Annotated in this window: 23 protein-coding genes; 11 read left to right on the forward strand and 12 right to left on the reverse strand. The window is 61.2% G+C overall.

Translation table 11 applies throughout. The features are described from left to right. Positions 1-21: 21 nt before the first annotated feature. Together aroE and hemF are read right to left on the reverse strand one after the other, a co-directional pair. Positions 22-846 carry a shikimate dehydrogenase gene (gene aroE / locus AC19YY_RS06160; protein WP_500603966.1) on the reverse strand — a complete coding sequence of 275 codons (825 nt, stop codon included), beginning with the start codon at positions 844-846 and terminating at the stop codon, positions 22-24. Then, complete coding sequence (gene hemF, locus AC19YY_RS06165; RefSeq protein ID WP_500603967.1) at positions 846-1,778, reverse strand: oxygen-dependent coproporphyrinogen oxidase; 933 nt, start codon at positions 1,776-1,778, stop codon at positions 846-848. The genes aroE and hemF overlap by 1 nt, the downstream gene beginning before the upstream one ends. Positions 1,779-1,938: 160 nt before the next feature. Between hemF and AC19YY_RS06170 the strand changes: the two genes are divergently transcribed. Next, on the forward strand, positions 1,939-2,916 hold the full coding sequence (locus AC19YY_RS06170; RefSeq protein ID WP_500603968.1) for an NADPH:quinone reductase: 978 nt from the start codon (positions 1,939-1,941) through the stop codon (positions 2,914-2,916). A 122-nt stretch (positions 2,917-3,038) separates the two neighbouring features. Here the strand turns inward: AC19YY_RS06170 and tsaC are convergent, their stop codons facing one another. Both tsaC and dprA read right to left on the reverse strand, forming a co-directional pair. Beyond that, complete coding sequence (gene tsaC / locus AC19YY_RS06175; RefSeq protein ID WP_169954078.1) at positions 3,039-3,596, reverse strand: L-threonylcarbamoyladenylate synthase type 1 TsaC; 558 nt, start codon at positions 3,594-3,596, stop codon at positions 3,039-3,041. 54 nt (positions 3,597-3,650) lie between these two features. Beyond that, entirely contained in the window at positions 3,651-4,745 is a 1,095-nt protein-coding gene (dprA, locus tag AC19YY_RS06180) for a DNA-processing protein DprA (protein WP_500603969.1), read from the reverse strand. Positions 4,746-5,010: 265 nt separating this feature from the next. Between dprA and def the strand changes: the two genes are divergently transcribed. The 5 genes from def to AC19YY_RS06205 are packed head-to-tail and all read left to right on the forward strand — an operon-like array spanning position 5,011 to position 9,562. Then, on the forward strand, positions 5,011-5,517 hold the full coding sequence (gene def, locus AC19YY_RS06185; protein ID WP_029290229.1) for a peptide deformylase: 507 nt from the start codon (positions 5,011-5,013) through the stop codon (positions 5,515-5,517). A 57-nt stretch (positions 5,518-5,574) separates the two neighbouring features. After that, positions 5,575-6,525, forward strand: coding sequence for a methionyl-tRNA formyltransferase (fmt, locus tag AC19YY_RS06190; protein WP_172313849.1), 951 nt, complete (start codon positions 5,575-5,577; stop codon positions 6,523-6,525). Beyond that, entirely contained in the window at positions 6,525-7,835 is a 1,311-nt protein-coding gene (gene rsmB / locus AC19YY_RS06195) for a 16S rRNA (cytosine(967)-C(5))-methyltransferase RsmB (RefSeq protein ID WP_500603970.1), read from the forward strand. The genes fmt and rsmB overlap by 1 nt, the downstream gene beginning before the upstream one ends. A 23-nt stretch (positions 7,836-7,858) precedes the next feature. Next, a complete protein-coding gene (gene trkA / locus AC19YY_RS06200) occupies positions 7,859-9,232 on the forward strand; it encodes a Trk system potassium transporter TrkA (protein WP_057957876.1) in 1,374 nt (457 codons plus the stop codon). An 18-nt stretch (positions 9,233-9,250) separates the two neighbouring features. Continuing rightward, entirely contained in the window at positions 9,251-9,562 is a 312-nt protein-coding gene (locus tag AC19YY_RS06205; protein ID WP_170042005.1) for a tetratricopeptide repeat protein, read from the forward strand. Between the two features lie 127 nt (positions 9,563-9,689). Here AC19YY_RS06205 and AC19YY_RS06210 read toward each other — a convergent pair whose 3' ends face one another. Next, entirely contained in the window at positions 9,690-10,577 is an 888-nt protein-coding gene (locus AC19YY_RS06210; RefSeq protein WP_057439284.1) for a lysophospholipid acyltransferase, read from the reverse strand. 40 nt (positions 10,578-10,617) lie between these two features. Beyond that, positions 10,618-11,175, reverse strand: coding sequence for a DNA-3-methyladenine glycosylase I (locus AC19YY_RS06215; protein ID WP_169954072.1), 558 nt, complete (start codon positions 11,173-11,175; stop codon positions 10,618-10,620). Positions 11,176-11,256: 81 nt separating this feature from the next. Here AC19YY_RS06215 and glyQ point away from each other — a divergent pair, with 81 nt between their 5' ends. The 4 genes from glyQ to AC19YY_RS06235 all read left to right on the forward strand — a co-directional run bounded on the left by glyQ (position 11,257) and on the right by AC19YY_RS06235 (position 15,653). Then, positions 11,257-12,210, forward strand: coding sequence for a glycine--tRNA ligase subunit alpha (gene glyQ / locus AC19YY_RS06220; RefSeq protein ID WP_003213601.1), 954 nt, complete (start codon positions 11,257-11,259; stop codon positions 12,208-12,210). After that, entirely contained in the window at positions 12,207-14,261 is a 2,055-nt protein-coding gene (gene glyS / locus AC19YY_RS06225) for a glycine--tRNA ligase subunit beta (RefSeq protein ID WP_170042006.1), read from the forward strand. Before glyQ ends, glyS begins: the two co-directional genes overlap by 4 nt. After that, entirely contained in the window at positions 14,261-14,800 is a 540-nt protein-coding gene (gene gmhB / locus AC19YY_RS06230) for a D-glycero-beta-D-manno-heptose 1,7-bisphosphate 7-phosphatase (protein WP_169954151.1), read from the forward strand. The genes glyS and gmhB overlap by 1 nt, the downstream gene beginning before the upstream one ends. A gap of 82 nt (positions 14,801-14,882) precedes the next feature. Further along, complete coding sequence (locus tag AC19YY_RS06235; RefSeq protein ID WP_170057467.1) at positions 14,883-15,653, forward strand: lysophospholipid acyltransferase family protein; 771 nt, start codon at positions 14,883-14,885, stop codon at positions 15,651-15,653. A 169-nt stretch (positions 15,654-15,822) separates the two neighbouring features. On the opposite strand, the gene AC19YY_RS06240 is transcribed toward AC19YY_RS06235, so the two are convergent. From AC19YY_RS06240 to AC19YY_RS06250, 3 genes are all read right to left on the reverse strand, one after another. After that, positions 15,823-18,126 carry a CHASE2 domain-containing protein gene (locus tag AC19YY_RS06240; RefSeq protein WP_500603971.1) on the reverse strand — a complete coding sequence of 768 codons (2,304 nt, stop codon included), beginning with the start codon at positions 18,124-18,126 and terminating at the stop codon, positions 15,823-15,825. Positions 18,127-18,144: 18 nt separating this feature from the next. Then, positions 18,145-19,134 (reverse strand): FecR family protein, encoded by a 990-nt coding sequence (locus AC19YY_RS06245; protein WP_169954068.1) that lies wholly within the window; start codon positions 19,132-19,134, stop codon positions 18,145-18,147. A gap of 369 nt (positions 19,135-19,503) precedes the next feature. Next, positions 19,504-19,776, reverse strand: coding sequence for a hypothetical protein (locus AC19YY_RS06250; protein ID WP_170042009.1), 273 nt, complete (start codon positions 19,774-19,776; stop codon positions 19,504-19,506). 199 nt (positions 19,777-19,975) lie between these two features. Between AC19YY_RS06250 and AC19YY_RS06255 the strand changes: the two genes are divergently transcribed. Further along, a complete protein-coding gene (locus AC19YY_RS06255) occupies positions 19,976-20,695 on the forward strand; it encodes a response regulator transcription factor (RefSeq protein ID WP_032857163.1) in 720 nt (239 codons plus the stop codon). 99 nt (positions 20,696-20,794) lie between these two features. On the opposite strand, the gene gyrB is transcribed toward AC19YY_RS06255, so the two are convergent. From gyrB to dnaN, 3 genes are read right to left on the reverse strand one after another with little or no spacing between them, the layout of a single operon-like run. Next, positions 20,795-23,212, reverse strand: a complete 2,418-nt coding sequence (gyrB, locus tag AC19YY_RS06260; RefSeq protein WP_032857164.1) for a DNA topoisomerase (ATP-hydrolyzing) subunit B — start codon at positions 23,210-23,212, stop codon at positions 20,795-20,797. Between the two features lie 4 nt (positions 23,213-23,216). Continuing rightward, complete coding sequence (gene recF, locus AC19YY_RS06265) at positions 23,217-24,320, reverse strand: DNA replication/repair protein RecF (RefSeq protein WP_029290195.1); 1,104 nt, start codon at positions 24,318-24,320, stop codon at positions 23,217-23,219. Positions 24,321-24,340: 20 nt separating this feature from the next. Next, entirely contained in the window at positions 24,341-25,444 is a 1,104-nt protein-coding gene (gene dnaN / locus AC19YY_RS06270; protein WP_057439291.1) for a DNA polymerase III subunit beta, read from the reverse strand. Positions 25,445-25,465 lie beyond the last annotated feature (21 nt).

Below are 25,465 nucleotides of genomic sequence, written 5' to 3' on the forward strand. Positions count from 1 at the left end.
GCAAGCTCCTACAGTTGATCTTCAGTGGCCTGCCAACTGGCGACGTAACTCGGCCAGCACCGGCGCCGAATCCGGCCGTACACCGCGCCACAGGTAGAAGGCTTCCGCCGCCTGCTCCACCAGCATGCCCAAGCCATCCATCGCCACCGCCGCAGCGTGTTCAGTGGCCCAGCGGCAGAAGGCGGTCGGCTCCTTGGCGTACATCATGTCGTAGCAAAAGGTCTTGCCCGGCTCGATCAGGCTGCTGGCAATCGGCGGTACATCGCCTGACAGGCTCGCAGAGGTGGCGTTGATGATCAGGTCCACCGGTTCACTCAGCCAGTCGAAACCACTGGCGGAGACCGGCCCCAGGTCATCGAACAGTTCGGCCAGCCGCTCGGCCTTTTCCACGGTGCGGTTGGCGATGATCAGCGAGGCGGGCTGTTGCGCCAGCAGTGGCTCCAGTGCACCGCGCACTGCGCCGCCGGCACCGAGCAGCAGGATGCGCTTGCCGGCCAGGCTCAGGCCGGCGTTGACGGTCAAGTCGCGCACCAGGCCGGCACCGTCGGTGTTATCGCCCAGCAGGCTGCCATCGGCCAGCTTGCTCAGGGTGTTCACCGCGCCTGCGCGTTGCGCACGCTCGGTCAGGGCGTTGGCCAGGCGGTAGGCCTCCTCTTTGAAGGGCACGGTGACGTTGGCACCGCGCCCATGCAGGAAAAATTCCTGAGCACAGCCGGTGAAATCCTCGAGCGGCGCCAGCAGGGTGCTGTAGTCCAGCGCCTGGCCGGTCTGCTCGGCAAACAGGCGATGGATCAGCGGCGATTTGCTGTGGCCGATGGGGTTGCCGAACACCACATAACGATCCATCAGCTGGCCACCTGGGGCGCAGCAAGGCCGAGCCAGTCACGGTCTTGCAGGAAGTAGTCGGTCAGGCGCGCTTCTTCGCTGCCGGCAGCGGCCTTCCAGTCATAGCTCCAGCGCACTTGCGGGGGCAACGACATCAGGATCGACTCGGTACGCCCGCCCGATTGCAGGCCAAACAGCGTGCCACGGTCATAAACCAGGTTGAATTCCACGTAGCGCCCACGGCGAAACTCCTGGAACTGGCGTTGCTGCTCGGTATAAGCCATTGCCTGGCGGCGCTGGATGATCGGCAGGTAAGCGTCGATGTAGGCGTCGCCAATCGCTCGGATAAAGGCGAAGCAGGTGTCGAAGTCCCACTCGTTCAAATCATCGAAGAACAGGCCGCCAATACCCCGGGGCTCGTTGCGATGCTTGATATGGAAGTAGCTGTCGCACCAGGCCTTGTAGCGCGGGTAAACGTCCGCGCCAAAGGGCGCGCAGGCCTGCTCGGCCACGCGGTGCCAGTGGATGCAGTCTTCTTCGTGGGCGTAGTAGGGCGTCAGGTCGAAGCCGCCACCGAACCACCACACCGGCTCTTCACCGTCTTTCTCGGCGATGAAAAATCGCACGTTGGCGTGGGACGTTGGCACATGGGGGTTATGCGGGTGGATCACCAGCGACACGCCGAGGGCTTCAAAACCACGACCGGCGAGCTCCGGGCGGTGGGCACTGGCGGACGGTGGGAGGCCGCTGCCAAAGACGTGGGAAAAGTTGACGCCGCCTTTCTCGATCACGGTCCCGTTCTCGATCACCCGCGTGCGGCCACCGCCACCAGCTGGGCGGGTCCAGGCGTCTTCGATAAAGCGTGTATGCGCCTCGAAGGTTTCCAGGGCACTGCAAATGCGGTCTTGCAGGTCGAGCAGGTAGGCTTTTACAGCCTCGGTGCGGGTAGTCATGGCATCACCTTGAATCGGGCAAAGCTACGCGAGGCCATTGGGCGTCGGCGGCAAAGGGGCGCACAGGATACCACCGCGCCGGGCACTGCCACAGTTGACGAAGGTCAAGCATAGGAGTCCGATAGGAGCCTTTCGCGAAACAGACTTGAGGACAGAACAGATGGCCAAACGTATCCAGTTCAGCGCCCATGGCGGCCCCGAAGTACTTGAGTATGTGGACTACACACCCGTGGAGCCCGGCCCACAGCAGGTTCGGGTGCGGAACAAGGCCATTGGCCTGAACTTCATCGACACCTATTACCGCAGCGGCCTGTATGCACCGCCAGCCTTGCCCTCGGGCCTGGGCGCGGAGGGCGCTGGCGTGGTGGATGCGGTGGGCAGCGCAGTCACTCAATTCAAGGTCGGCGACCGCGTGGCCTACGGCAGCGGCCCGCTGGGTGCCTACAGCGAACTGCATGTGTTGCCAGCGGCCAACCTGGTGCACCTGCCGGACGCGATCAGCTTCGAACAAGCGGCTGGCGCCATGCTCAAGGGCTTGACCGTGCAGTACCTGCTGCGCCAGACCTATGAGTTGCAAGGCGGTGAAACCATCCTGTTCCACGCCGCTGCCGGTGGCGTCGGTTCCCTGGCCTGCCAATGGGCAAAGGCCCTGGGCGTGAAGCTGATCGGTACGGTCAGTTCGCCGGAAAAAGCCGCCCTGGCCAAATCCCTCGGCGCCTGGGAAACCATCGACTACAGCCAGGAAAATGTCCCACAGCGGGTGCTGGAACTGACCGACGGCAAAAAATGCCCGGTGGTGTACGACGGCGTCGGCAAGGACACCTGGCTCGCCTCGCTGGACAGCGTGGCGCCACGTGGCCTGCTGGTGAGTTTCGGCAATGCCTCGGGCGCGGTGGACGGGGTGAACCTGGGGATTCTGGCGGCGAAAGGCTCGCTGTACATGACCCGGCCGACGCTGGCGACCTACGCCAACAATCCGCAGAACCTGCAGGCCATGGCCGATGACCTGTTTGGCATGATCGCAAGCGGCAAGGTGCGCATTGATATCAACCAGCGCTTTTCGTTGGCGGATGCGGCGAAGGCGCAGGTGGAGTTGTCGGGGCGGCGGACGACGGGGTCGACCATTCTGTTGCCTTGAGATCTCGGTGGTTTGGCAGACCGCTATCGCGGGCAAGCCCGCTCCCACATTCGACCGATTTCCAGCATGGGAATGCGCTCGAATGTGGGAGCGAGCTTGCTCGCGATGGCCACGCCTGGGTCTCAGGACGGGCGCCGAACCTCGCCCGTCGCCAGGTCCCGAATCAAACTCGGGTTCTTGCGCCCACCCAGGCTACCGCCCAGCACCAAATCCACCTGCCCACGGAAATACTGCTCCACCCGGATCCGCGTGCGCGCTGCCGGCCGGCCTTGCGGGTTGGCCGAGGTGGAAATCAACGGGCCCACCAATGCACACAAATCCCGCACCAGCGGATGATCACTGACTCGCAACGCCACGGTGTCGTGCTTGCCGGTAATCCACTCAGGCAGCAAGTCTTGATGGGGTACCAGCCAGGTATTGGGTCCCGGCCAGGTACTGGCCATGCGGTCGATCCAGGTGTCCGGGAAGTCTTCGAACAGAAAATCGAACTGCCGGATATTGTCGGCGACCAGGATCAAGCCCTTGTCCACCGAGCGGCCCTTGATCGCCAGCAAGCGCTCCACCGCCTCCTCGTTCCATGGGTCGCAGCCCAGGCCCCACACCGCCTCGGTCGGATAGGCAATCACCGCGCCTGCGCGAATTTCTCGTGCGGCTTCTTGCACACGCCACCTGTTGACCATTACTCACTCTCCGGACTAAAGCTCTGCGCAGTTTACCGATCTTCGTTACAAAACCTAACTGCGCGCGAGCCAGCGACCACTTTCGCAGATCACCCGGCCCTCCAGCTCCAGTTCGGTGAGGCTCGCCAACACCTGGGACAGGCTCTGCCCGCTGGCGATGGCCAGGCCTTCGCTGGTGTGGGGCGCCGCGTGCAGCAACGCCAGCAGCGGATGGGTCACCGCCACCGGCGCGGGCCGCGACAACGCCTGCCAGCCGCGCAGCCCCTCCAGGATGTGCTCGATGGTCTCCACCAGCACCGCCCCTTCACGGATCAGTTGGTGACAACCCCTGGCCCCCGGGTGATGAATCGACCCCGGTATGGCGTACACCTCGCGGCCCTGCTCGGCCGCCAGCCGCGCGGTGATCAGCGAACCGCTGGCCACGCTGGCTTCCACCACCAGCACGCCCAGGGACAGGCCACTGATAATGCGGTTGCGTCGCGGGAAGTTGCCGGCCTGGGGCCCGGCGTCCAGCGGGAACTCGGAAACCACCGCGCTGCCCTGGGCAATCATCGCCTCGGCGAGCCGGCGGTGGCGCTGTGGATAAAAATTTTCCAGGCCGGTGCCCAACACCCCGATTGTCTGCCCCCCGACATCTAATGCCGCCTGGTGCGCCGCCCCATCGATGCCCAGGGCCAGGCCGCTGGTGATCACAAAACCGGCGCCCGCCAGGCTGCGGGAAAAGGCCGCCGCCGTATCCATTCCGGGTCGGGAAGCACGGCGGCTGCCGACCATGGCCAGCTGCGGTTTTTCCAGGGTGGCGGGATTGCCGGCGACGAATAACAAGGGTGGCGCATCGCCCAACTCGGCCAGCAGGGCCGGGTAGTCGGGCTGGTCCCACATCAGCAAATGTTGGGCCGGATGCTCAAGCCAAGCCAATGCGACGCTGGCGCCATCACGCACCCGCACGCTGCGCCGGGCTTCGGCGCAGGCGGCCGGCAACCCCAGGGAGCGCCAGGCACTGGCCGGTGCGCCGATGGCTTTCGAGGCGCAACCAAAGGCCTCGATCAACGTCTTGAAACGCCTGGGCCCCAGCTCCGGCATGCGGTGCAAACGCAGGCGGGCTTCGAGCTCGGCAGGGGAAATATCTGCAGTAGGGATTGCTGACATATGATCATCCTTGATCAGGAACAAGCTGTGGATAACTCTGTTGGTAACTTATTTAGCAGGCTAATTATTGCAACTGGTTATTGCCGCCCAACCTGGCGCCCCGTTTTGAAGACGAGTAGCGATTTCCTCATGGGGGCAATCTCCTTTATTATGTCGGTTCGCGTGAAATGCCTTGGCCTTCGCGGCCTGCGAGCGTTTCACACCGGCCGTGCGGGGTGTCCCGAGGCCGATTTGCCTTTACCTCACATGTGCAGCAATTACGCTTATGGCTATTTTGAACATCCTCGAATTCCCGGACTCGCGCCTGCGCACTATCGCCAAACCGGTGGCCGTAGTGGACGACAAGGTTCGTCAGCTGGTCGATGACATGTTTGAAACAATGTATGAAGCCCCGGGCATCGGCCTCGCCGCCACCCAGGTCAACGTGCACCTGCGCGTGGTGGTCATGGACCTGTCCGAAGACCGCAGCGAACCGATGGTGTACATCAACCCGGAATTCGAGCCGCTGACCGACGAGATGGGCGAATACCAGGAAGGCTGCCTGTCGGTGCCGGAGTTCTACGAGAACGTCGAACGCCCACTGCGCGTCAAGATCAAGGCCCTGGACCGCGACGGAAAGCCATTCGAGCTGATTGCCGAAGGCCTGCTGGCGGTGTGCATCCAGCACGAGTGCGACCACCTCAACGGCAAGCTGTTTGTCGATTACCTGTCCACGCTCAAACGCGACCGGATCAAGAAGAAACTGGAAAAGAAGCATCGCCAGCAAGCTTGATTCCCTTCTTTCAAAGGCTTGCTCCGGCAAGCCTTTTTCTTTTGTGAGACGTTTCCCATGACCGAGCCACTGCGCATCGTTTTTGCCGGCACCCCTGAATTTGCCGCCGAACACCTCAAGGCCCTGCTTGCCAGCCCTTATGAAATCGTCGCGGTGTACACCCAGCCGGATCGCCCGGCCGGCCGTGGGCAAAAACTGATGCCCAGCCCGGTCAAGCAACTGGCGCTGGAAAACGGCATCGTCGTGCTGCAACCGCCGACCCTGCGCAATGCCGAGGCCCAGGCTGAACTGGCAGCACTGCAGCCGGACCTGCTGGTGGTGGTGGCCTACGGCCTGATCCTCCCCCAAGCAGTGCTGGATATCCCGCGCCTGGGTTGCATCAACAGCCACGCCTCGCTGCTGCCGCGCTGGCGCGGTGCGGCGCCGATCCAGCGCGCGGTGCAAGCCGGTGACGCACAAAGCGGCGTGACCGTGATGCGCATGGAAGCTGGCCTGGACACCGGGCCGATGCTGCTCAAGGTCACCACGCCCATCACCGCCCAAGACACCGGCGGCAGCCTGCACGACCGCCTGGCCGAGATGGGCCCGCCAGCGGTGGTCGAGGCGATTGCCGGCCTCGCGGCTGGCACCTTGCACGGTGAAGCGCAGGACGACAGCCTCGCCACCTACGCCCACAAGCTGAACAAGGACGAAGCGCGCATCGACTGGAGCCGCCCGGCCGTGGAACTGGAGCGCCTGGTACGTGCCTTCAACCCGTGGCCGATCTGCCACAGCACCCTCAATGGCGAAGCCTTGAAAGTCCTCGCCGCCACCCTGGCCGACGGCAGCGGCGCCCCTGGTGAAATCATCGGCGCCAGCAAGGAAGGCCTGCTGGTGGCCTGCGGCGAACAGGCACTGTGTCTGACTCGTCTGCAATTGCCCGGCGGCAAGGCGCTGAACTTCAGCGACTTGTTCAACAGCCGTCGTGAGAAATTTGCCCCCGGCATCATCCTCGGAGTGGACGCTTGATGAACCCGCGTTTGGCCGCCGCCAAGGCCCTGGCCGCCGTGCTCAATGGCAAGGCTTCCCTGAACAGCTCGTTGCCGGTGCAACTGGATAAAGTCGAAGACCGCGATCGCGGCTTCACCCAGGACCTGGCCTTTGGCACCGCCCGCTGGCAGCCGCGTCTGTCGGCGCTGGCGGCCAAGTTGCTGCAAAAGCCGTTCAAGGCTGCCGATGCCGACGTCGAGGCGCTGCTGCTGGTGGGCCTCTACCAGTTGCTCTACAGCCGCGTGCCGGCCCACGCCGCCATCGGCGAAACCGTGGGGTGCGCCGACAAGCTGAAAAAGCCCTGGGCCAAGGCCTTGCTCAACGCCGTGCTGCGCCGTGCCCAGCGCGAAAGCGAGGGGTTGCTGGCCGAGCTCGAACACGACCCGGTAGTGCGCACCGCGCACCCGCGCTGGCTGCAAAAATCCCTCAAGGCATTCTGGCCAGAGCAGTGGGAAGCCATCTGCGCCGCCAACAATGCCCACCCGCCGATGATTCTGCGGGTCAATCGCCGCTATCACAGCCGCGATGCCTATCTCCAATTACTGGCAGAGGCCGGTATCAATGCCAGCGCCTGCGTGTACAGCCAGGACGGCATCGTGCTGGAGACCGCAGGCGATGTGCGCAGCCTGCCAGGCTTTGCCGAAGGCTGGATCAGCGTGCAGGACGAAGCCGCGCAACTGGCCGCCGACCTGCTCGACCTGGCACCGGGCCAGCGGGTGCTGGACGCCTGCTGCGCCCCAGGCGGCAAGACCTGCCACATCATGGAAGTGCAGCCGGGCCTGGCCGGCGTCGTCGCCGTCGACCTGGAAGCCAAGCGCCTGGTGCGCGTGCGCGAAAACCTCGCGCGCCTGGGCCTGGACGCCGAGCTGATTGCCGCCGATGGGCGCGACACCGCCGCCTGGTGGGATGGCAAGCCGTTCCAGCGCATCCTGCTGGACGCACCCTGTTCCGCCACCGGTGTGATCCGCCGTCACCCGGATATCAAGCTCACCCGCCAACCCGACGACATCGCCGCCCTGGCTGTGCTGCAAGGCGAGTTGCTGGACGCGCTGTGGCCGACGCTGGAGGTCGGTGGCATCCTGCTCTACGCCACCTGCTCGACCTTGCCGACCGAAAACACCGACGTGATCGAAGCCTTCCTCGCCCGCACCAGCGGCGCGCGGGAGTTGGACATTGCCACTACCGCCGGCATCAAGCAGCCCCACGGCCGCCAGTTGCTGGCGCAGGAAGGCGGGCACGATGGCTTCTATTACGCCAAGCTGATCAAGATTGCCGCGGCACGCGGTTGAATGGTTTTTAAGGGAGTGACCGGATGAAGATCATCATCCTTGGCGCAGGGCAGGTCGGCGGTACGCTGGCCGAGCATTTGGCCAGTGAAGCCAACGACATTACCGTGGTCGACACCGACGCCGAACGCCTGCGCGGTCTGGGCGATCGCCTGGATATCCGTACGGTCCAGGGCCGTGCCTCGTTCCCCACCGTGCTGCGCCAGGCCGGCGCCGACGATGCCGACATGCTGGTGGCGGTGACCAACAGTGACGAGACCAATATGGTCGCCTGCCAGGTCGCCCACACCCTGTTCCACACCCCGACCAAGATCGCCCGGGTGCGTGAAGCGGCCTACCTGACCCGCGCCGGCCTGTTCGACAACGACGCGATTCCGGTGGACGTGCTGATCAGCCCCGAGCAAGTGGTTACCCACTACATCAAGCGCCTGATCGAAATCCCCGGCGCGCTGCAGGTGATCGACTTTGCCGAAGGCAAGGCGCAACTGGTGGCGGTCAAGGCCTACTACGGCGGGCCGCTGGTGGGCCAGCAACTGCGCCAATTGCGCGAACATATGCCGAATGTGGAAACCCGCGTGGCCGCGATTTTCCGTCGCGACCGGCCGATCCTGCCCCAGGGCGACACGGTGATCGAAGCCGACGACGAAGTCTTCTTCATCGCCGCCAAGGCCAATATTCGTGCCGTGATGAGCGAAATGCGCCGGCTCGACGAGAGCTACAAGCGCATCGTCATCGCCGGCGGCGGGCAGATCGGCGAGCGCCTGGCCGAGGCCATCGAAAGCCGCTACCAGGTGAAGATCATCGAGATGAACGCCGCGCGCTGCCGCTACTTGTCCGATACCCTCGACAGCACCGTGGTGCTGCAAGGCAGCGCTTCGGATCGCGACCTGCTGATGGAAGAGAACATCGCCGACGCCGATATCTTCCTGGCCCTGACCAACGACGACGAGGCCAATATCATGTCGTCACTGCTGGCCAAGCGGCTGGGGGCGAAGAAGGTGATGACCATCATCAACAACCCGGCCTATGTGGACCTGATCCAGGGTGGTGACATCGACATTGCCATCAGCCCGCAATTGGCCACCATCGGTACCCTGCTGGCCCACGTGCGGCGCGGCGATATCGTCAGCGTGCACTCATTGCGCCGGGGGGCGGCGGAAGCCATCGAGGCGATCGCCCACGGTGACTCCAAGTCGAGCAAGGTGATCGGCCGGGCGATCCGCGATATCGGCTTGCCACCGGGCACCACCATTGGCGCGATCATCCGCGATGAAGAAGTGATCATCGCCCATGACGATACGGTGATCGCCACGGGCGATCATGTGATCCTGTTCCTGGTGGATAAAAAACATATCCGCGATGTGGAGAAGCTGTTCCACGTGGGGTTGAGCTTTTTCTGATCTGACGGAGAGACCGACATGCTCGAATCCCTGGAAAAAATGCTCGCCAAGGGTGTGGATAACTCGCTGCTGCGCTTTGGCTTGGGCAAGGGTTACCTGGATTTGAAGGACAATGCCAAGGCAGCCGAGCATTTAGGCAAGTGCGTCGGGTTTGACCCGAAGTATTCGGCGGCGTGGAAGCTGTTGGGCAAGGCGCATGCTGCGCTGGGCGATAAAAGCGCGGCACGCCAGGCATGGGAGCAGGGTATTGAAGCGGCCCAGGCCCATGGCGACAAGCAGGCCGAGAAAGAGATGGCCGTATTCCTGAAAAAACTCGATCGCCAAGCCTGAGGCACCCCTGTGGGAGCTGGCTTGCCTGCGATGCAGGCGACTCGGTCTCTCAGTGACACCGAGGCGATGCTATCGCAGGCAAGCCAGCTCCTACATTTGATCTTCGTTGCTTGCAGAGCCGGGTGTATCAGTACCAACGCGCCTCGCCCGGCGGGCGTTTCTTGAAGCGCTTCATGCTCCACATGTACTGGCTCGGGTAGGCGCCGACATAACGCTCCACCACCTTGCTCATCGCCGCGCAGGACGTGGCCGTGTCGGTGCTGTACATGTCTTCTGGCGCCGCTTCCAGGATCACTTTGTAACCCGAGCCGTCCGGCAACCGCAGGGCATGCAGGAACACGCCCACTGCCTTATGGCCGGCGAGCATATTCGGCACAAACTTGCTGGTCAGCGCCTGGGTGGCGAAGAACGGTACGAAGATCCCGGCCGATTCTGCCGGCTCCGGGTCAGCGGGAATCCCCACCTGGCCGCCCTTGCGCACTTCCTTGATGACGCTGAGGATGCCTTCTTTGGTCGACGCCGCCACCCGGTTGCCCAACTGCACGCGTTGCTTGCGCAGCAGGTCATCCACCGCCTTGAGCTTGGGCGGGCGATAGAAAATGATCGGTTTGCACTGGCTGCAATAGAAGTGGTTCAACACTTCCCAGTTGCCCAGGTGGCTGGTGATGCCGACCACGCCTTTGCCAGAGGCCAGGGCTTGCTGCAGCACTTCCAGGCCTTCGACTTCACGTACCAGGTCAATAGAACGCTGGGCCGGCCAGATCCAGGCGCACGCGCTCTCGGTCAGGGACTTGCCGATGTCCATCAGGCTCTGGCCAACCAGGCGCTCGCGCTCGGCCGGGTCCATGTCCGGGAAACACTTGGAGAGGTTGATCCGCACCGTGTCGCGGGAGCGGTTGGGGGTCTTCCACATGATCCAGCCAATCGCCGAACCCACGGCTTGCACGGCGCGCCAGGGCAGCAGGGCAAACAATCGCAGAGCGCCTACCAGCAAGGCGCCTTTTAACTTTTCCACAGGTCACTCCTGATCGTGTGTGGTGCGCAAAGCGGCCATTCTACCCGGCGTTGACCAAGTCCGCGTAACGGTCGCAGTCCTGGGTGTGGTCCATGACCATCCCTGAGGCCTGCATGAACGCGTAGCAGATGGTCGGCCCGACGAACGTGAAGCCGGCTTTCTTGAGGGCTTTGCTCATGGCTTCGGCCTCTGGCGTAATCGCCGGGACCTGGCTGCGATCCTTGAAGTGATTGACCTTGGGCACGCCGCCGACAAACGACCAGAGCAACCCCACCGGGTCCTCCAGCGCCAGCCAGGCCGCGGCATTGCGCCGGGTGGCATTGAGTTTCAAGCGGTTGCGCACAATGCCTGGGTCGAGCATCAACTGCTCGATCTGGGCATCGCTCAACTGCGCCAGGCGCTTTGGATCAAAACCGAACAAGACCTTTCGATAATGCTCGCGTTTGCGTAAAACGGTGATCCAGGACAGGCCCGCCTGGAACCCTTCGAGCAAAAGCAACTCGAACAAACCCTGCGCATCGCGCAGCGGCGTTCCCCACTCTTGATCGTGATAAGCCATGTACAGCGGATCTTCAGAACACCAAAAGCAGCGTGGCATAAGGCTCCAGGGAGTGGTGGCGGGGCCGAATCGGGTATACTCCCGCCCTTTAAATCGCAGCCCAAGTAACAGGTGAATTTTGTGAGCCAGCCTACGCCAGCCGTGCGTACCTTCCAAGACTTGATCCTCGCCCTCCAGCAATACTGGGCCGAGCAAGGTTGTGTGGTACTTCAGCCCTACGATATGGAAGTAGGCGCCGGCACTTTCCACACCGCAACATTCCTGCGGGCCATCGGCCCGGAAACCTGGAACGCCGCTTATGTGCAGCCCAGTCGTCGCCCGACTGACGGCCGCTACGGCGAAAACCCCAACCGCCTGCAGCACTACTATCAGTTCCAGGTGGTCCTCAAGCCCAACCCGGACAACTTCCAGGAGCTGTACCTGGGTTCGCTGAAACATGTCGGCCTGGACCCACTGGTCCACGACATCCGTTTCGTCGAAGACAACTGGGAATCGCCAACCCTCGGCGCCTGGGGCCTGGGCTGGGAAGTCTGGCTCAACGGCATGGAAGTCACGCAGTTCACCTACTTCCAGCAGGCGGGCGGCATCGAGTGCTACCCGGTGACCGGCGAAATCACCTACGGCCTGGAACGCCTGGCCATGTACCTGCAGGGTGTGGACTCGGTCTACGACCTGGTGTGGGCTGACGGCCCGTTCGGCAAAGTGACGTATGGCGATGTGTTCCACCAGAACGAAGTGGAGCAGTCGACCTACAACTTCGAACACGCCAACGTCGAGAAGCTGTTTGAACTGTTCGACTTCTACGAAAGCGAAGCCAAGCGCCTGATCGAACTGGATCAGCCGCTGCCGTTGCCAAGCTACGAAATGGTCCTGAAGGCATCCCACACCTTCAACCTGCTGGACGCCCGCCGTGCCATCTCGGTAACTGCACGCCAGCAATACATCCTGCGTGTCCGCACCCTGGCGCGTTCCGTTGCGCAAGCCTACCTGCTGGCTCGCGCCAAGCTGGGCTTCCCGATGGCGACCCCGGATCTGCGTGATGAAGTGTTGGCTAAGCTGGAGGCTGCACAATGAGTGCTCAAGATTTCCTGGTTGAACTGGGTACCGAAGAGCTGCCACCCAAGGCCCTCAACACCCTGGCCGATGCATTTTTGGCCGGCATCGAGAAAGGCCTGCAGACTGCCGGCCTGAAGTTTGAAGCCAAGAAGGTCTACGCCGCGCCACGTCGCCTGGCAGTATTGCTGACCGCGCTGGAAACCCAGCAGCCGGACCGCAACATCAACCTCGACGGCCCACCACGCCAGGCCGCCTTTGATGCTGAAGGCAACCCGACCCAGGCTGCCCTTGGTTTTGCCAAGAAGTGCGGCGTCGAGCTGAGCGAGATCGACCAGAGCGGCCCGAAACTGCGTTTCAGCCAAGTCATCAAGGGCAAGCCGACCGCCAGCCTGTTGCCGACTATCGTTGAAGATTCTCTCAATGACCTGCCGATCCCCAAGCGCATGCGCTGGGGTGCACGCAAGGAAGAGTTCGTACGTCCGACCCAATGGTTGGTGATGCTGCTCGGTGACGAAGTCATCGATTGCACCATCCTCGCCCAGAAGGCCGGTCGTGAGTCCCGTGGTCACCGCTTCCATCATCCTGAAGCCGTGCGCATCACCTCGCCGGCCAACTACGCCACTGACCTGCGTGCCGCCTACGTGCTGGCCGATGCCAACGAGCGTCGCGAGCTGATCAGCAAGCGCACCGAAGAGCTGGCCCGTTTGCAGGAAGGCACGGCCATCGTGCCGCCAAGCCTGCTCGATGAAGTGACCGCGTTGGTTGAATGGCCGGTGCCGCTGGTGTGCTCGTTCGAAGAGCGCTTCCTCGATGTGCCGCAAGAAGCCCTGATCACCACCATGCAGGACAACCAGAAGTATTTCTGCCTGCTGGATGTGGACGGCAAGTTGCTGCCGCGCTTTATCACCGTGGCCAACATCGAAAGCAAGGACCCGCAGCAGATCATCGCCGGTAACGAGAAAGTCGTACGCCCGCGCCTGACCGACGCCGAGTTCTTCTTCAAGCAAGACAAGAAGCAGAAGCTCGAAGACTTCAACCTGCGCCTGCAGAACGTGGTGTTCCAGGAGAAGCTGGGCAGCGTCTACGACAAGGCTGTGCGGGTTTCCAAGCTGGCGGCCTACATCGCCCCACGCATTGGCGGCGACGCTGCCTTGGCCGCACGCGCGGGCCTGCTGTGCAAATGCGACCTGGCCACCGAGATGGTCGGCGAGTTCCCGGAAATGCAAGGCGTGGCCGGTTACTACTACGCGCTCAATGACGGCGAGCCTGAAGACGTCGCCCTGGCCTTGAACGAGCAGTACATGCCGCGTGGCGCTGGCGCCGAGCTGCCAACCACCCTGACCGGTGCGGCCGTGGCCATCGCCGACAAGCTGGATACCCTGGTCGGTATCTTTGGCATCGGCATGTTGCCGACCGGCAGCAAAGACCCATATGCCCTGCGCCGTGCCGCCCTGGGCGTGCTGCGCATCCTGATCGACAAAAAGCTCGACCTCGACCTGACCCAGGCCGTGGTATTTGCCGTCGGCCAGTTTGGTGGCAAGGTCAAGCAAGCCGGCCTGGCCGAGCAAGTGCTGGAGTTCGTGTTCGACCGCCTGCGTGCGCGCTACGAAGACGAAGGCGTGGACGTTTCCGTCTACCTGTCGGTACGTGCCCTGCAACCGGGTTCGGCACTGGACTTCGACCAGCGTGTGCAAGCCGTACAAGCGTTCCGCAAGCTGCCGGAAGCGGACGCCCTGGCCGCCGTGAACAAGCGCGTGTCGAACCTGCTGAGCAAGGCCGAAGGCCTGGGCAATGCCGATGTCGACCCTGGCCTGTTTGCCGATGCCAAGGAGTTCTCGCTGAACTCGGCCATCGCCAAGGCAGAAAACGCAGTGAAGCCGCTGATCGCCGAGCGCAACTACGCCGAAGCACTGGCGCGCCTGGCCACCTTGCGTGAGCCGGTGGATGCGTTCTTCGAAGCGGTGATGATCAATGCCGAAGATGCTGGCGTGCGGAAAAACCGCTACGCCATGCTGGCGCGCCTGCGCGGCTTGTTCGTCAACATCGCTGACATTTCGACACTGAGCTGATCATGTTGAAACTGCTGATTCTCGATCGGGACGGGGTGATCAATTACGACTCCGACGCTTACATCAAGTCGGTGGAGGAGTGGATCCCGCTGCCCGGCTCGGTCGAGGCCATCGCGCAGTTGAGCAAGGCCGGCTGGACGGTAGCCATCGCTACCAACCAGTCCGGCATCGCCCGCGGCTACTACGACATCGCCACCCTGGACGCCATGCACGCGCGCCTGCGCGCATTGGTGGCCGAGCAGGGCGGTGAGGTGGGGCTGGTGGTGTACTGCCCCCACGGGCCGGATGAGGGCTGCGATTGCCGCAAACCCAAGCCTGGCATGTTGAAAATCATTTCAGAACATTACAAGGTGCCCCTGGCTGGGATATGGTTCGTCGGGGACAGTCTCGGTGACCTGGAGGCGGCCAAAGCCGTCGACTCTCAGCCAGTTTTGGTAAAGACCGGGAAAGGCGAAAAGACCCAGGCGAAAAACCTGCCGGTCGGCACCTTGATTTTTGACGATCTGGCGGCGGTTGCCGCAGAACTTATCAACAACTAGTCGCCCTCGACTTCCTGACCAAGGATTGTTCGGGAGTGCACTTTTAACAGGCGGGCGTTGTCCCGCAACGGTAAATGCTGCCATGTCGATTTTGCAGGCCATCAGAACCTTCTTCTTTTACCTGCTGCTGGGCACCAGTTCGTTTCTCTGGTGCACCCTGAGCTTTTTTATCGCGCCCTTTTTGCCATTCAAGGCGCGCTATCGCTTTATCAACGTCTATTGGTGCCGCTGCGCGTTGTGGCTGACCAAGGTGTTCCTGGGCATTCGTTTCGAGGTCAAGGGTGCCGAGAATGTGCCGGACCAGCCGTGCGTGATCCTGTCGAACCACCAGAGCACCTGGGAGACCTTCTTTCTTTCCGCGTATTTCTCGCCCCTGAGCCAGGTGCTCAAGCGTGAGTTGCTGTTCGTGCCGTTCTTTGGCTGGGCGATGGCCATGCTGCGCCCGATTGCCATCGATCGCGACAACCCCAAGGCCGCACTCAAGCATGTGGCGAAGAAGGGTGATGAGCTGCTCAAGGATGGGGTGTGGGTACTGATCTTCCCGGAGGGCACTCGCGTACCCTTTGGCACTGTAGGCAAGTTCTCCCGGGGCGGTACGGCATTGGCGGTCAACGCCAATCTTCCAGTACTGCCGATTGCCCACAATGCCGGCAAGTTCTGGCCCAAGGAAGGCTGGGCCAAGCGTAAAGGCACCATCACCGTGGTGATCGGCGAGCCGATGTATGCGCAAGGGGAAGGACCGCGTGCAATTGCCGCGCTCAATGACCGCGCTGCAGCGTGGAATGAGGCGCAGCAACGGGCCATGGGTTCGCTGCCGCCACTGCCGATTGCAGCGGACCAGGCGGTGATCTGACGTTCTGTGGATAACCTGTGCACGGTTTGTTGGCGAAATGCAGTTTTTCGCTTGTAGACTTATGATTCTATTACATATTTCTTAAGCTAATAAAACACCGGAAAACGTGCATAAGTTTTTTCGAGCGTTGAAGACCGGCCCTTGCGGCCGGTTTTTTATGCACAGCTGTTTACTCCTCCCACAACGGCATCTGCAGGCTGAAAACCGTGCCTTGCCCCACCACACTCACACAGTCGATCCCCCCCCCATGGCGGTCCATCACCGCCTTGACCATGGTCAGGCCCAGCCCCAGGCCTTCGCTGCCCTGAGCCGAAGCAAAACGTCGGTATTGGCTGAACAGTTCAGGCAGCTCCTGGGCCGCGATGCCGGGGCCCTGGTCCTGGATATGACAAGCCAGCCATTGGCCGTTGCGTTCCAGGCGCACCGTCACCGTGGTGCCGGCTGGGCTGTACTTGATCGCATTCTCCATCAGGTTGAACAAGGCTCGGGTGAGCAGCGACTGATCCGCCAGGACCATTTGCTCACCAGCCTCGTCCAGGTCGTGGACCAATTGGATATGTTTCAATTGGGCCAGCAGCGCGACCTGGTCAAACGCATCCAGCACCAGCATGGCAAACAGGCTGGGCTCAAACTGATAACCGTCGGACTCGGCCTTGGCCAGTTGAACGAACGATTCGGTCAAATTCAATGCGCGTCGCACTTGCTGTTCGATCTGGGTAAAGACCTGCGAAACGTCTGAGGCTTCATGCCGTTGCACATCCAGCAACGCGAGGATCGCCGAGTGGGGCGCCCGTAGATCATGGGAGAGAAACCGCAGCAGGGTTTCACGTTGCTGCTGGGCGTCGCGTTCGATACTCAGGTCAGTCAGGCTCAACAGCCACCCCAACGCCACATCACCGTCGGCCGGTAACAGAGGCGCCAGTTCCAGGCGCAGGCTGCGTTGATGGGTATCGCGGAACTCGATGATTTCCAGGGCCGACAGCGGCGTATGTACCTGGCCTTGCAAGGGCGGGTAACCCAGTGCCGCCAGTTGCTGCAGCAGGTTCTGGGCAATCAGTTCGTTGCCAAACACATCGCGGGCGATCCGATTGGCCAACAGGATCTCGCCTGTGGGATCGGTAATCAGCGTAGCGACCGGCAGGCACTCCAGGCCATCGGCCATAAAACGCCGGGTGTCGCGGGTACGGCTGACCGCTTGCTCCAGGGCCACGATACGGCCCTGCAACACATCACCGTTGCTGACGGCCGCGCGACGGCGTTCCGGCAGCACCTTGGGCTCGCTGTCCAGGCGCGCCAATTCCCAGCCGAAGTAGGCGAGGATTACGCTCAGGCGGCGCCAGTTCCAGATCAGGTAGCCCAGCAGCATGCCGATCAGCGTGGCCGCTGGCGACCACCAGAGCCCCAGGCGCAACAAGCCCCAGGAAGCGAGGAGGGCGCCCGCCATGCAGCCCAGGGTCAGCCACAGCGCATAACGCGGGCGCAACAGCAGCAGGCCCAGCAACAAGGCCACCATCGCGGTGGACAGCAGCGTGGCCAGCCAGCCAGGCAACACGGTAATGCTGCGCCCTTGCAGCAGGCCGTTGAGGATATTGGCCTGGATCTCGACGCCCGGGGTGGTACCGACGCTGGCCGAAAGCGGTGTCACATAGCGATCGCCCATGCCCGGTGCAGTGGCCCCCACCAGAATGATCCGATCACGCAACAGTTGGGCAGGGACCTCACCGCGCAAGACACTGACATACGGCACGCTGGGAAAGCCGTGGTCGGTGGCGATAAAAGGGATGCGGATGGCATTGTCACGCTGCCAATCGGTTACTTCAGAAGACGCTGACAGCCCTGGCATATCGGTGTGCTGGCCGGTCAGCTCGAAGGCCAACCAGGCCAGTTGCGGGACCAGTTGCCCCGGCGGCCCCTCACGCAGGTACAGGCTGCGCACAATACCGTCGCTGTCCGCTTCCACATTGATATGTCCCACCCCCCTCGCACAATCGCGCAGTGGCAGCACAGGGAGGATCTGCGCGATGGGTTGCCCCAGGCGCGGCGTGCCTTCGCGAATCAAAGGCAGCAGGACATTGCCGGCATTGCACATAGCCTGGGCCAGGCGTTGATCATTGGCCGGCTCGCGCGCCGGTTCGCTGAAGATCACATCGAGCAGGATCCCGGCGGGTTTGGCCGCACTCAACTGGTCAATCAGGTCGGCATGCAGGCGCCGCGACCACGGCCATTGACCGAGTTCCTTGAGGCTCATGTCGTCAATGTTCACCAGCAGGATGCGCGGATCCACCGGCAACGGCGCCATGCGCCGCAGGCTGTCGTACAGCAGGTTATTCAGGGCAAGGCCGGGGCTTAGCGACAGAAAGGCCGTCATCGGCAGCAGAAGCAGACCGATCCACAGCCACTCCCTGACCAGCCCATTGAACAGGCGTTGGGCCTGGGTCGGCTGGCGCTGTTCAGCCCGGCGCCACCACTTCACCGTGCGAGCGCCGCGCTGCTACTGCACACGGGTGGCAGGTGGGTAGTAGAAGATGTCATAAACGCCTGCTTCTCCTTCCAGTCCCTGGTCATCAAAGGCCGACACGCGCACGTGATAGAACGAGGCCTTGAGTCCAGTGAAGCTCAAGCGCGGCTCACTGGAGAAGTTTTCCTGCTTGATGTTCATGAAGGTTTTATCGGTAGCCACTTGCGCACGGTAGCGCTGGGCCCCCGGTTGCGGGTGCAGGATCAATGTCCATACCGGCGCATCGCCTTTCTGGCCGTCCTGGCCCATCAGGCGCGGCGCGGGCAATAGGTCGACTGTCTTCAACTCGCCCTGGGGCTTGAGCAGCACACCTTGTCGAGCGCCGACCTTCAGTTCACCTTCCACCGGGCCCGTCTGCGGCTTGTTCTTCAGCTGTTTGCCTACCGGCTGCGGTTCGGTACGGCTGGCGGCTACCTGGCCGTTGAGCACTTCGACCACCGATTGCTGATCGTCGTTACGCACACGAAAGTGCGTACCGCGCACGCCCAGTACGCCCACCGGGGTCACGATCTGAAAACGGTCATAGTCACTGGTGCGCTTGAGTACGTAGGCCTCGACCTGGCCTTGTTGCAGGATGACCTGGGGGATCGCCTGTTCTTCCACCAAATGCAAACGCACCTCGGAGCTGGAGGGCAGGACGATGCGTGAGCCATCGCCCAGCAACAGGCTGACAAACGCCGATGGCGAGGTTTTTACGCTTTCCTGCTCATCGATCAGCATGCCTTCTTCCAACACACTGGGGCGCCCCTTGGCGTCCAGCTTCCAGGCTTCACCGGTAAGGTTCTGCACGACTGCCGGCAGCGGCTGTGCCCGGCACATCAGGTTGTCATCAATGTAGGGCGCGCGCACAGGTGCAGGCTTGGCGAGGACTTGTGGGCTGGTGACAACCAGGGCCAGGGCCAGGCTTGAGCCAAACAAAGAGGAAAGGGAATAGCGACGAGGAAAGAGGGTCATGGCGCTCATCAAGGTTCTAGTTCTAAAGGTCCGTCAGACTGCACATTCAGAAAGCGTCTTGCGGCGGCAGGACCTTGAATCTCGCCTACGATACCCGATGACGCATCGAACTCGATAGCCGTAGTGGTAGGGATGAGGCGCCAAGAAAGGTGACACATCCCTGTGTCTGCCGGATCGACGACGTCGAACCGGATGTACATCGAAGAAATACTGTCCCTCACATCCCTCCGACAGCAGCCCATGGCGAACCGCGGACTACAGATGATACGTCCGTGTATCGAGAGCGCTTCCCGCGCACGCCCTCCATGTGTCACTCAGCGAAAGAGAATTTACCTACAAGAGTGGTGCATAGGGGAGTAGTGCAACATTTGTTCAGATTTAGAAGATCCATCGTTGATCCTGGTCCAGCAAGCTTCCGTGTTGAAACGCCTGCGGGGCATCGATTTCCCTGAGTCCTGCGTAACCGAGGCCGTCTACGGATTCGGCGTACACCGTCATTTCGTCAAGTGGGGCAGACTGTGCCGGGCTGCAGGCATCCACCATTTCTGTGCCAAAACCTGTTGCCATCACCAGCATGAACATCTTTCCCCACACTCTGACCTTCTGCACGAGACACACCTGTCCCGACAGCGCATAAAACCTGATTGGCATTGATCCTTTTCCTGAGGGGCTTGAGCCGGTATCTTTCCAGCTGGGTACGCGATGTTTAACGGCCTTAGGGCTATCTGATATCAGCGTACCGAGAGATTCAGGGAGCTTGAGAAACTGGCCACAATTGTTCAGATTCAACGGTGAACCATTACGCTCTCTTCAACCGCTGCAACATTCTTCAAGAAGAAAGGACCCTGCCATGCGTGTCGCGATACTGGATGACGAACCTGCCGAATTGCGGCGGGTGGAACAGACACTGCGACAAATCCCAAGTGCCTCGGAGCAGCCATGGACGCTGCATTGCTTCGAACGTGGCGAAGACTTGCTGCGCCAACTGCGCCGAGAAACCTTCGACTTGCTGGTACTCGACTGGCAGTTGCCGGACCTGAGCGGCATCGCGATCCTGCGCTGGACCCGTGAGCACATGGAGGCGCCACCGCCCGTGATTATGCTGACCAGCCGCGATGCCGAGAGCGATATCGTCCAGGCCCTGAACAGCGGTGCCGATGACTACGTCAGCAAACCGTTTCGCCCCAACGAACTGAAGGCACGGGTGAGTGCCGTCCTGCGTCGTCACGGCCTGCAGAAATCTGCTGCCACCGAAGTGCTGGTTTTCAACGACCTGACCTTCGACGATGCCGAACTGACCGTCAGCCGCGCGGGTGATCCAATCAACCTGACCGAAAGGGAATACCGCCTGGCACGCTGCCTCTTCGCCAACCTGGCCCGGCCGCTGTCACGGGAATATCTCTATGAACGGTTCTGGACCCATGAAGAAATGGTGTCTTCGCGCCCGCTGGATACCCACATTTATCGGCTACGAAACAAGCTTGGGCTGACGCCGGAGCGGGGTTGGCAGCTGCTGACGATCTATGGGTACGGCTATCGGTTGGAGAGCGTGACCGCAGCGACGGCGTAGCCGATGTTCCACGTGGAGCATTTAAAAAGGGCTCCAAAATCTGGGCAATAAAAAAGGCCAACGTTAAACGTTGGCCTTTTTTGTTTGGCAATAGCGTTATCAGAAGTCCAGGTTGGACACTGCCAAGGCATTGCTCTCGATGAAGTCACGACGTGGCTCGACCGCATCACCCATCAGGGTGTTGAAGATCTGGTCCGCGCCAATGGCGTCTTCGATGGTCACACGCAGCATACGGCGCTGGGCTGGGTCCATGGTGGTTTCCCACAGCTGGTCAGGGTTCATTTCGCCCAGACCTTTGTATCGCTGGATGGTGTGACGCTTGGTGCTTTCTGCCATCAACCAGTCCAGGGCTTCCTTGAACTCCTTGACCTGCTTCTTGCGTTCGCCGCGCTGGATGTACGCGCCGTCGTCCAGCAGGGTGCTCAGTTGCGCGCCCAGGGTTACTACGGTCTTGTAGTCGTTACTGCCGAAGAAGTCGCGGTTGAAGGTGACGTAGTTCGACAGGCCGTGGGAGATCAGTTCGACCTCTGGCAGCCAGACGTTACGTTCACGGTCTTCACGCAGGCTGGCTTTGTACACCAGGCCAGACTTCTCGACGGTGCGCAGGCGCACTTCGTACTGGGCCAGCCAATCCTGCATCGCTGCGTGATCGCCCAACTGCTCCAGGCTGACGGCCGGCAGGTAGATGAAGTGCTCGGTCAGCTCCTGAGGGTACAGGCGCGACAAACGCTTGAGGGTCTTCATCACCATGCGGAAGTCGTTTACCAGACGCTCCAGCGCCTCACCCGAGATGCCCGGGGCTTCGTCGTTCAGGTGCAGGCTGGCATCTTCCAGGGCCGACTGCGTCATGTACTCTTCCATGGCGTCGTCGTCTTTGATGTATTGCTCTTGCTTGCCCTTTTTCACTTTGTACAACGGCGGCTGGGCGATGTAGATGTAGCCACGCTCGATCAGCTCCGGCAACTGACGGAAGAAGAAGGTCAGCAGCAGGGTACGGATGTGCGAACCGTCGACGTCAGCATCGGTCATGATGATGATGTTGTGATAGCGCAACTTGTCGATGTTGTACTCGTCGCGACCAATGCCACAGCCCAGGGCGGTGATCAAGGTGCCGACTTCCTGGGAGGAAATCATCTTGTCGAAACGGGCCTTCTCGACGTTGAGGATCTTACCCTTCAACGGCAGGATCGCCTGGGTGCGACGGTTACGACCCTGCTTGGCGGAACCGCCAGCAGAGTCACCTTCCACCAGGTACAGTTCGGAGAGGGCAGGGTCCTTCTCCTGGCAGTCCGCCAGTTTGCCCGGCAGGCCAGCGATATCCAGCGCGCCTTTACGACGGGTCATTTCACGGGCTTTACGCGCCGCTTCACGGGCCCGTGCCGCGTCGATCATCTTGCCGACGACCAGCTTGGCTTCGTTGGGGTTTTCCAGCAGGAAGTCGGAGAAGTACTTGCCCATTTCCTGTTCGACAGCCGTCTTCACTTCAGAAGAAACCAGCTTGTCTTTGGTCTGGGAACTGAACTTCGGATCCGGGACCTTGACCGAAATAATCGCGGTCAGGCCTTCGCGGGCATCGTCACCAGTAGTGGCGACTTTATGCTTCTTCGCCAGGCCTTCGGCTTCGATGTAGGTGTTCAGGTTACGCGTCAGTGCGGAACGGAAACCCACCAGGTGAGTACCGCCATCGCGCTGTGGAATGTTGTTGGTGAAGCACAACAGATTCTCGTTGAAGCTGTCGTTCCACTGCAAGGCGATTTCCACGCCGATGCCGTCTTCACGCTGGATGTTGAAGTGGAACACCTGGTTGACCGCAGTCTTGTTGGTGTTCAGGTATTCAACGAATGCACGCAGGCCGCCTTCGTACTTGAACAGCTCTTCCTTGCCGCTGCGCTCGTCCTTGAGGACGATACCCACACCGGAGTTGAGGAAGGACAGCTCACGAATCCGCTTGGCCAGGATGTCCCAGCTGAAGTGGATATTCTTGAAGGTGTCAGCCGAAGGCTTGAAGTGAATCTGGGTGCCTGTGGTTTCGCTGTCGCCAACGATCGCCATAGGTGCTTGAGGCACGCCGTGGACGTAGGTCTGTTCCCAGATCTTACCGCTGCGGCGCACAGTCAGGATCAGTTCTTCCGACAGGGCGTTTACCACCGACACACCTACACCGTGCAAACCGCCGGATACTTTATAGGAGTTGTCGTCGAACTTACCGCCGGCGTGGAGCACGGTCATGATGACCTCTGCTGCCGATACGCCTTCTTCTTTATGCACATCTACCGGAATGCCGCGACCGTTGTCGCGTACGGTGATGGATTCATCCGGGTGGATGATGATGCTGATGTCGTCGCAATGGCCGGCGAGCGCTTCGTCGATGGAGTTGTCGACCACCTCGAACACCATGTGGTGCAGACCGCTACCATCATCGGTGTCGCCAATGTACATACCGGGACGTTTGCGTACGGCATCCAAACCTTTCAGCACTTTAATGCTGGTCGAGTCGTACGTGTTTTCTTCGCTCATGCCTTCACTCCCGATGGTCGTGGGTCTGGGTGATACGGCCTTGTTCCACGTGGAACAAAGCGACTGGCGTTTCCGTCTGCCAGCCTTCCCTCAATAATTCGTGGTCTACACAGGTAATAAATACCTGGCAGCGTAAGTCTTCCAACAAGCGGCATAGCGCGCGGCGGTGTTGCTCGTCCAATTCGGACGGCAAGTCATCCACCAGATAAATACACTGCCCGCGCCGGGCCTGGCTAACCAAGTGCCCCTGGGCGATACGCAACGCGCAGACCACCAACTTCTGCTGGCCACGGGACAAGATATCCGCGGCGTTATGTGCACCTAATCTAAGGCGCAAATCAGCGCGTTGCGGCCCTGCCTGGGTGTGGCCAATTTGCTGATCCCGTTGCAAAGAGGTGGCGAGTACTGCACTCAAGTCACGCTCTTTGTCCCAACCACGGTAGTAGCTCAGCGTCAGTCCCTCGAGTTCCAGCAACTCACTCAAGGTCTGTTCAAAGACTGGTTTCAAGGCTTTGATGTAGGTGCGGCGGTATTCATCTATTTCGTCGCTGGCCAGGCACAGTTCACGGTCCCAGGCCGCTTGCGAAGCGGCGTCAAGTGTACCATGCCGCAGCCATGAGTTCCGCTGCCGCAGGGCCTTCTGCAGGCGCTGCCACGTGGCCATGAACCTCGGTTCCACGTGGAACACTCCCCAATCGAGGAACTGCCGGCGAATTTTTGGTGCCCCCTCCAGTAAACGGAAGCTGTCAGGGTTGATCAATTGCAGGGGTAGGATTTCCGCCAACTGCGCTGCACTGCGCGCATTCTGTCCATCGATACGGATCTGGAACTCTCCCTGCCGATCACGAGATATCCCCAGGCTGCTGTGCCCGCCTTGCGCCAGTTCGACCTGGCCAAAAACGGTGCACGCCAATTGCTCGTATTGAATCACCGGTAACAGGCGGGCGCTGCGGAAGGAACGAGCCAGGCCCAGCAAGTGAATGGCTTCCAGCACGCTGGTTTTGCCACTGCCGTTGGCGCCATGGAGGATATTGATGCGGGGGGAGGGGGAGAAGGTCACCGGGTGCAGATTGCGCACCGCGGTGACCGAGACGCGACTGAGGGACATCTAGCTTCTGCTGAGCATGATTACAGGCGCATCGGCATAACAACATAAGCCGAGTCGTCGTTATCGGATTCTTGCACCAGGGCGCTGCTGTTGGAGTCCGACAGGATCAGACGCACTTGCTCGGTGGTCATCACACCCAGCACGTCCAGCAGGTAGCTCACGTTGAAGCCGATTTCCAGGGATCCACCGTTGTAGTCGACGCCTACTTCTTCTTCCGCTTCTTCCTGTTCCGGGTTGTTGGCCTGGATTTTCAGCTGGCCGTTGGCCAATTGCAGGCGAATACCACGGTACTTCTCGTTGGACAGGATCGCAGTACGGCTGAACGCTTCACGTAGCGCCTGGCGATCACCGATCACCAGCTTGTCGCCGCCTTTGGGTAGCACGCGCTCGTAGTCCGGGAACTTGCCGTCTACCAGTTTGGAGGTGAAGGTGAACTCGCCCGTGGTGGCACGGATATGGTGCTGGCCCAGGACGATGCTGACGTTACCGTCCGGCTCGGTGAGCAGGCGCGCCAGTTCAAGGATACCTTTGCGCGGCACGATGACCTGGTGGCGGTCCGGCTGACCGATATCGGCCTTCATCGAGCACATTGCCAGACGGTGACCGTCGGTGGCCACGGCACGGATGATGCCTTCGGAGACTTCCAGCAGCATGCCGTTGAGGTAGTAACGCACATCCTGCTGGGCCATGGCGAAGCTGGTGCGTTCGATCAAACGGCGCAGGCGGCTTTGCTCCAGGCTGCAAGTCAGCGAACCGGGACCTTCTTCTACCGTCGGGAAATCGTTGGCCGGCAGGGTCGACAAGGTGAAACGACTGCGCCCAGCCTTGACCACCAACTTCTGCTCATCAACCTTGATGTCGATCAGCGCATCATTGGGCAGGCTTTTGCAGATATCCATCAGCTTGCGCGCAGGCACGGTGATCTCACCGGGCTCGGCGGGTTCTTCCAGCTGTACGCGACCAACCAGTTCGACTTCCAGGTCGGTACCGGTCAACGACAACTGCTGGCCTTCGACAACCAACAATACGTTGGAAAGTACCGGCAAGGTCTGTCGGCGCTCGACGACGCCTGCGACCAGTTGCAGGGGTTTCAACAGGGCTTCGCGTTGAATGGTGAAATGCATGGTCTAGTCCCTTGCCTTAAT

This window comes from Pseudomonas sp. MF09156 (assembly GCF_059862305.1).

Bases quoted from the DNA above. Each gene is read 5' to 3' on its own strand.
- aroE (WP_500603966.1), bottom strand. From the start codon at position 846: ATGGATCGTTATGTGGTGTTCGGCAACCCCATCGGCCACAGCAAATCG.
- hemF (WP_500603967.1), bottom strand. From the start codon at position 1,778: ATGACTACCCGCACCGAGGCTGTAAAAGCCTACCTGCTCGACCTGCAA.
- AC19YY_RS06170 (WP_500603968.1), top strand. From the start codon at position 1,939: ATGGCCAAACGTATCCAGTTCAGCGCCCATGGCGGCCCCGAAGTACTT.
- tsaC (WP_169954078.1), bottom strand. From the start codon at position 3,596: ATGGTCAACAGGTGGCGTGTGCAAGAAGCCGCACGAGAAATTCGCGCA.
- dprA (WP_500603969.1), bottom strand. From the start codon at position 4,745: ATGTCAGCAATCCCTACTGCAGATATTTCCCCTGCCGAGCTCGAAGCC.
- def (WP_029290229.1), top strand. From the start codon at position 5,011: ATGGCTATTTTGAACATCCTCGAATTCCCGGACTCGCGCCTGCGCACT.
- fmt (WP_172313849.1), top strand. From the start codon at position 5,575: ATGACCGAGCCACTGCGCATCGTTTTTGCCGGCACCCCTGAATTTGCC.
- rsmB (WP_500603970.1), top strand. From the start codon at position 6,525: ATGAACCCGCGTTTGGCCGCCGCCAAGGCCCTGGCCGCCGTGCTCAAT.
- trkA (WP_057957876.1), top strand. From the start codon at position 7,859: ATGAAGATCATCATCCTTGGCGCAGGGCAGGTCGGCGGTACGCTGGCC.
- AC19YY_RS06205 (WP_170042005.1), top strand. From the start codon at position 9,251: ATGCTCGAATCCCTGGAAAAAATGCTCGCCAAGGGTGTGGATAACTCG.
- AC19YY_RS06215 (WP_169954072.1), bottom strand. From the start codon at position 11,175: ATGCCACGCTGCTTTTGGTGTTCTGAAGATCCGCTGTACATGGCTTAT.
- glyS (WP_170042006.1), top strand. From the start codon at position 12,207: ATGAGTGCTCAAGATTTCCTGGTTGAACTGGGTACCGAAGAGCTGCCA.
- AC19YY_RS06235 (WP_170057467.1), top strand. From the start codon at position 14,883: ATGTCGATTTTGCAGGCCATCAGAACCTTCTTCTTTTACCTGCTGCTG.
- AC19YY_RS06245 (WP_169954068.1), bottom strand. From the start codon at position 19,134: ATGAGCGCCATGACCCTCTTTCCTCGTCGCTATTCCCTTTCCTCTTTG.
- AC19YY_RS06250 (WP_170042009.1), bottom strand. From the start codon at position 19,776: ATGCCAATCAGGTTTTATGCGCTGTCGGGACAGGTGTGTCTCGTGCAG.
- AC19YY_RS06255 (WP_032857163.1), top strand. From the start codon at position 19,976: ATGCGTGTCGCGATACTGGATGACGAACCTGCCGAATTGCGGCGGGTG.
- gyrB (WP_032857164.1), bottom strand. From the start codon at position 23,212: ATGAGCGAAGAAAACACGTACGACTCGACCAGCATTAAAGTGCTGAAA.
- recF (WP_029290195.1), bottom strand. From the start codon at position 24,320: ATGTCCCTCAGTCGCGTCTCGGTCACCGCGGTGCGCAATCTGCACCCG.
- dnaN (WP_057439291.1), bottom strand. From the start codon at position 25,444: ATGCATTTCACCATTCAACGCGAAGCCCTGTTGAAACCCCTGCAACTG.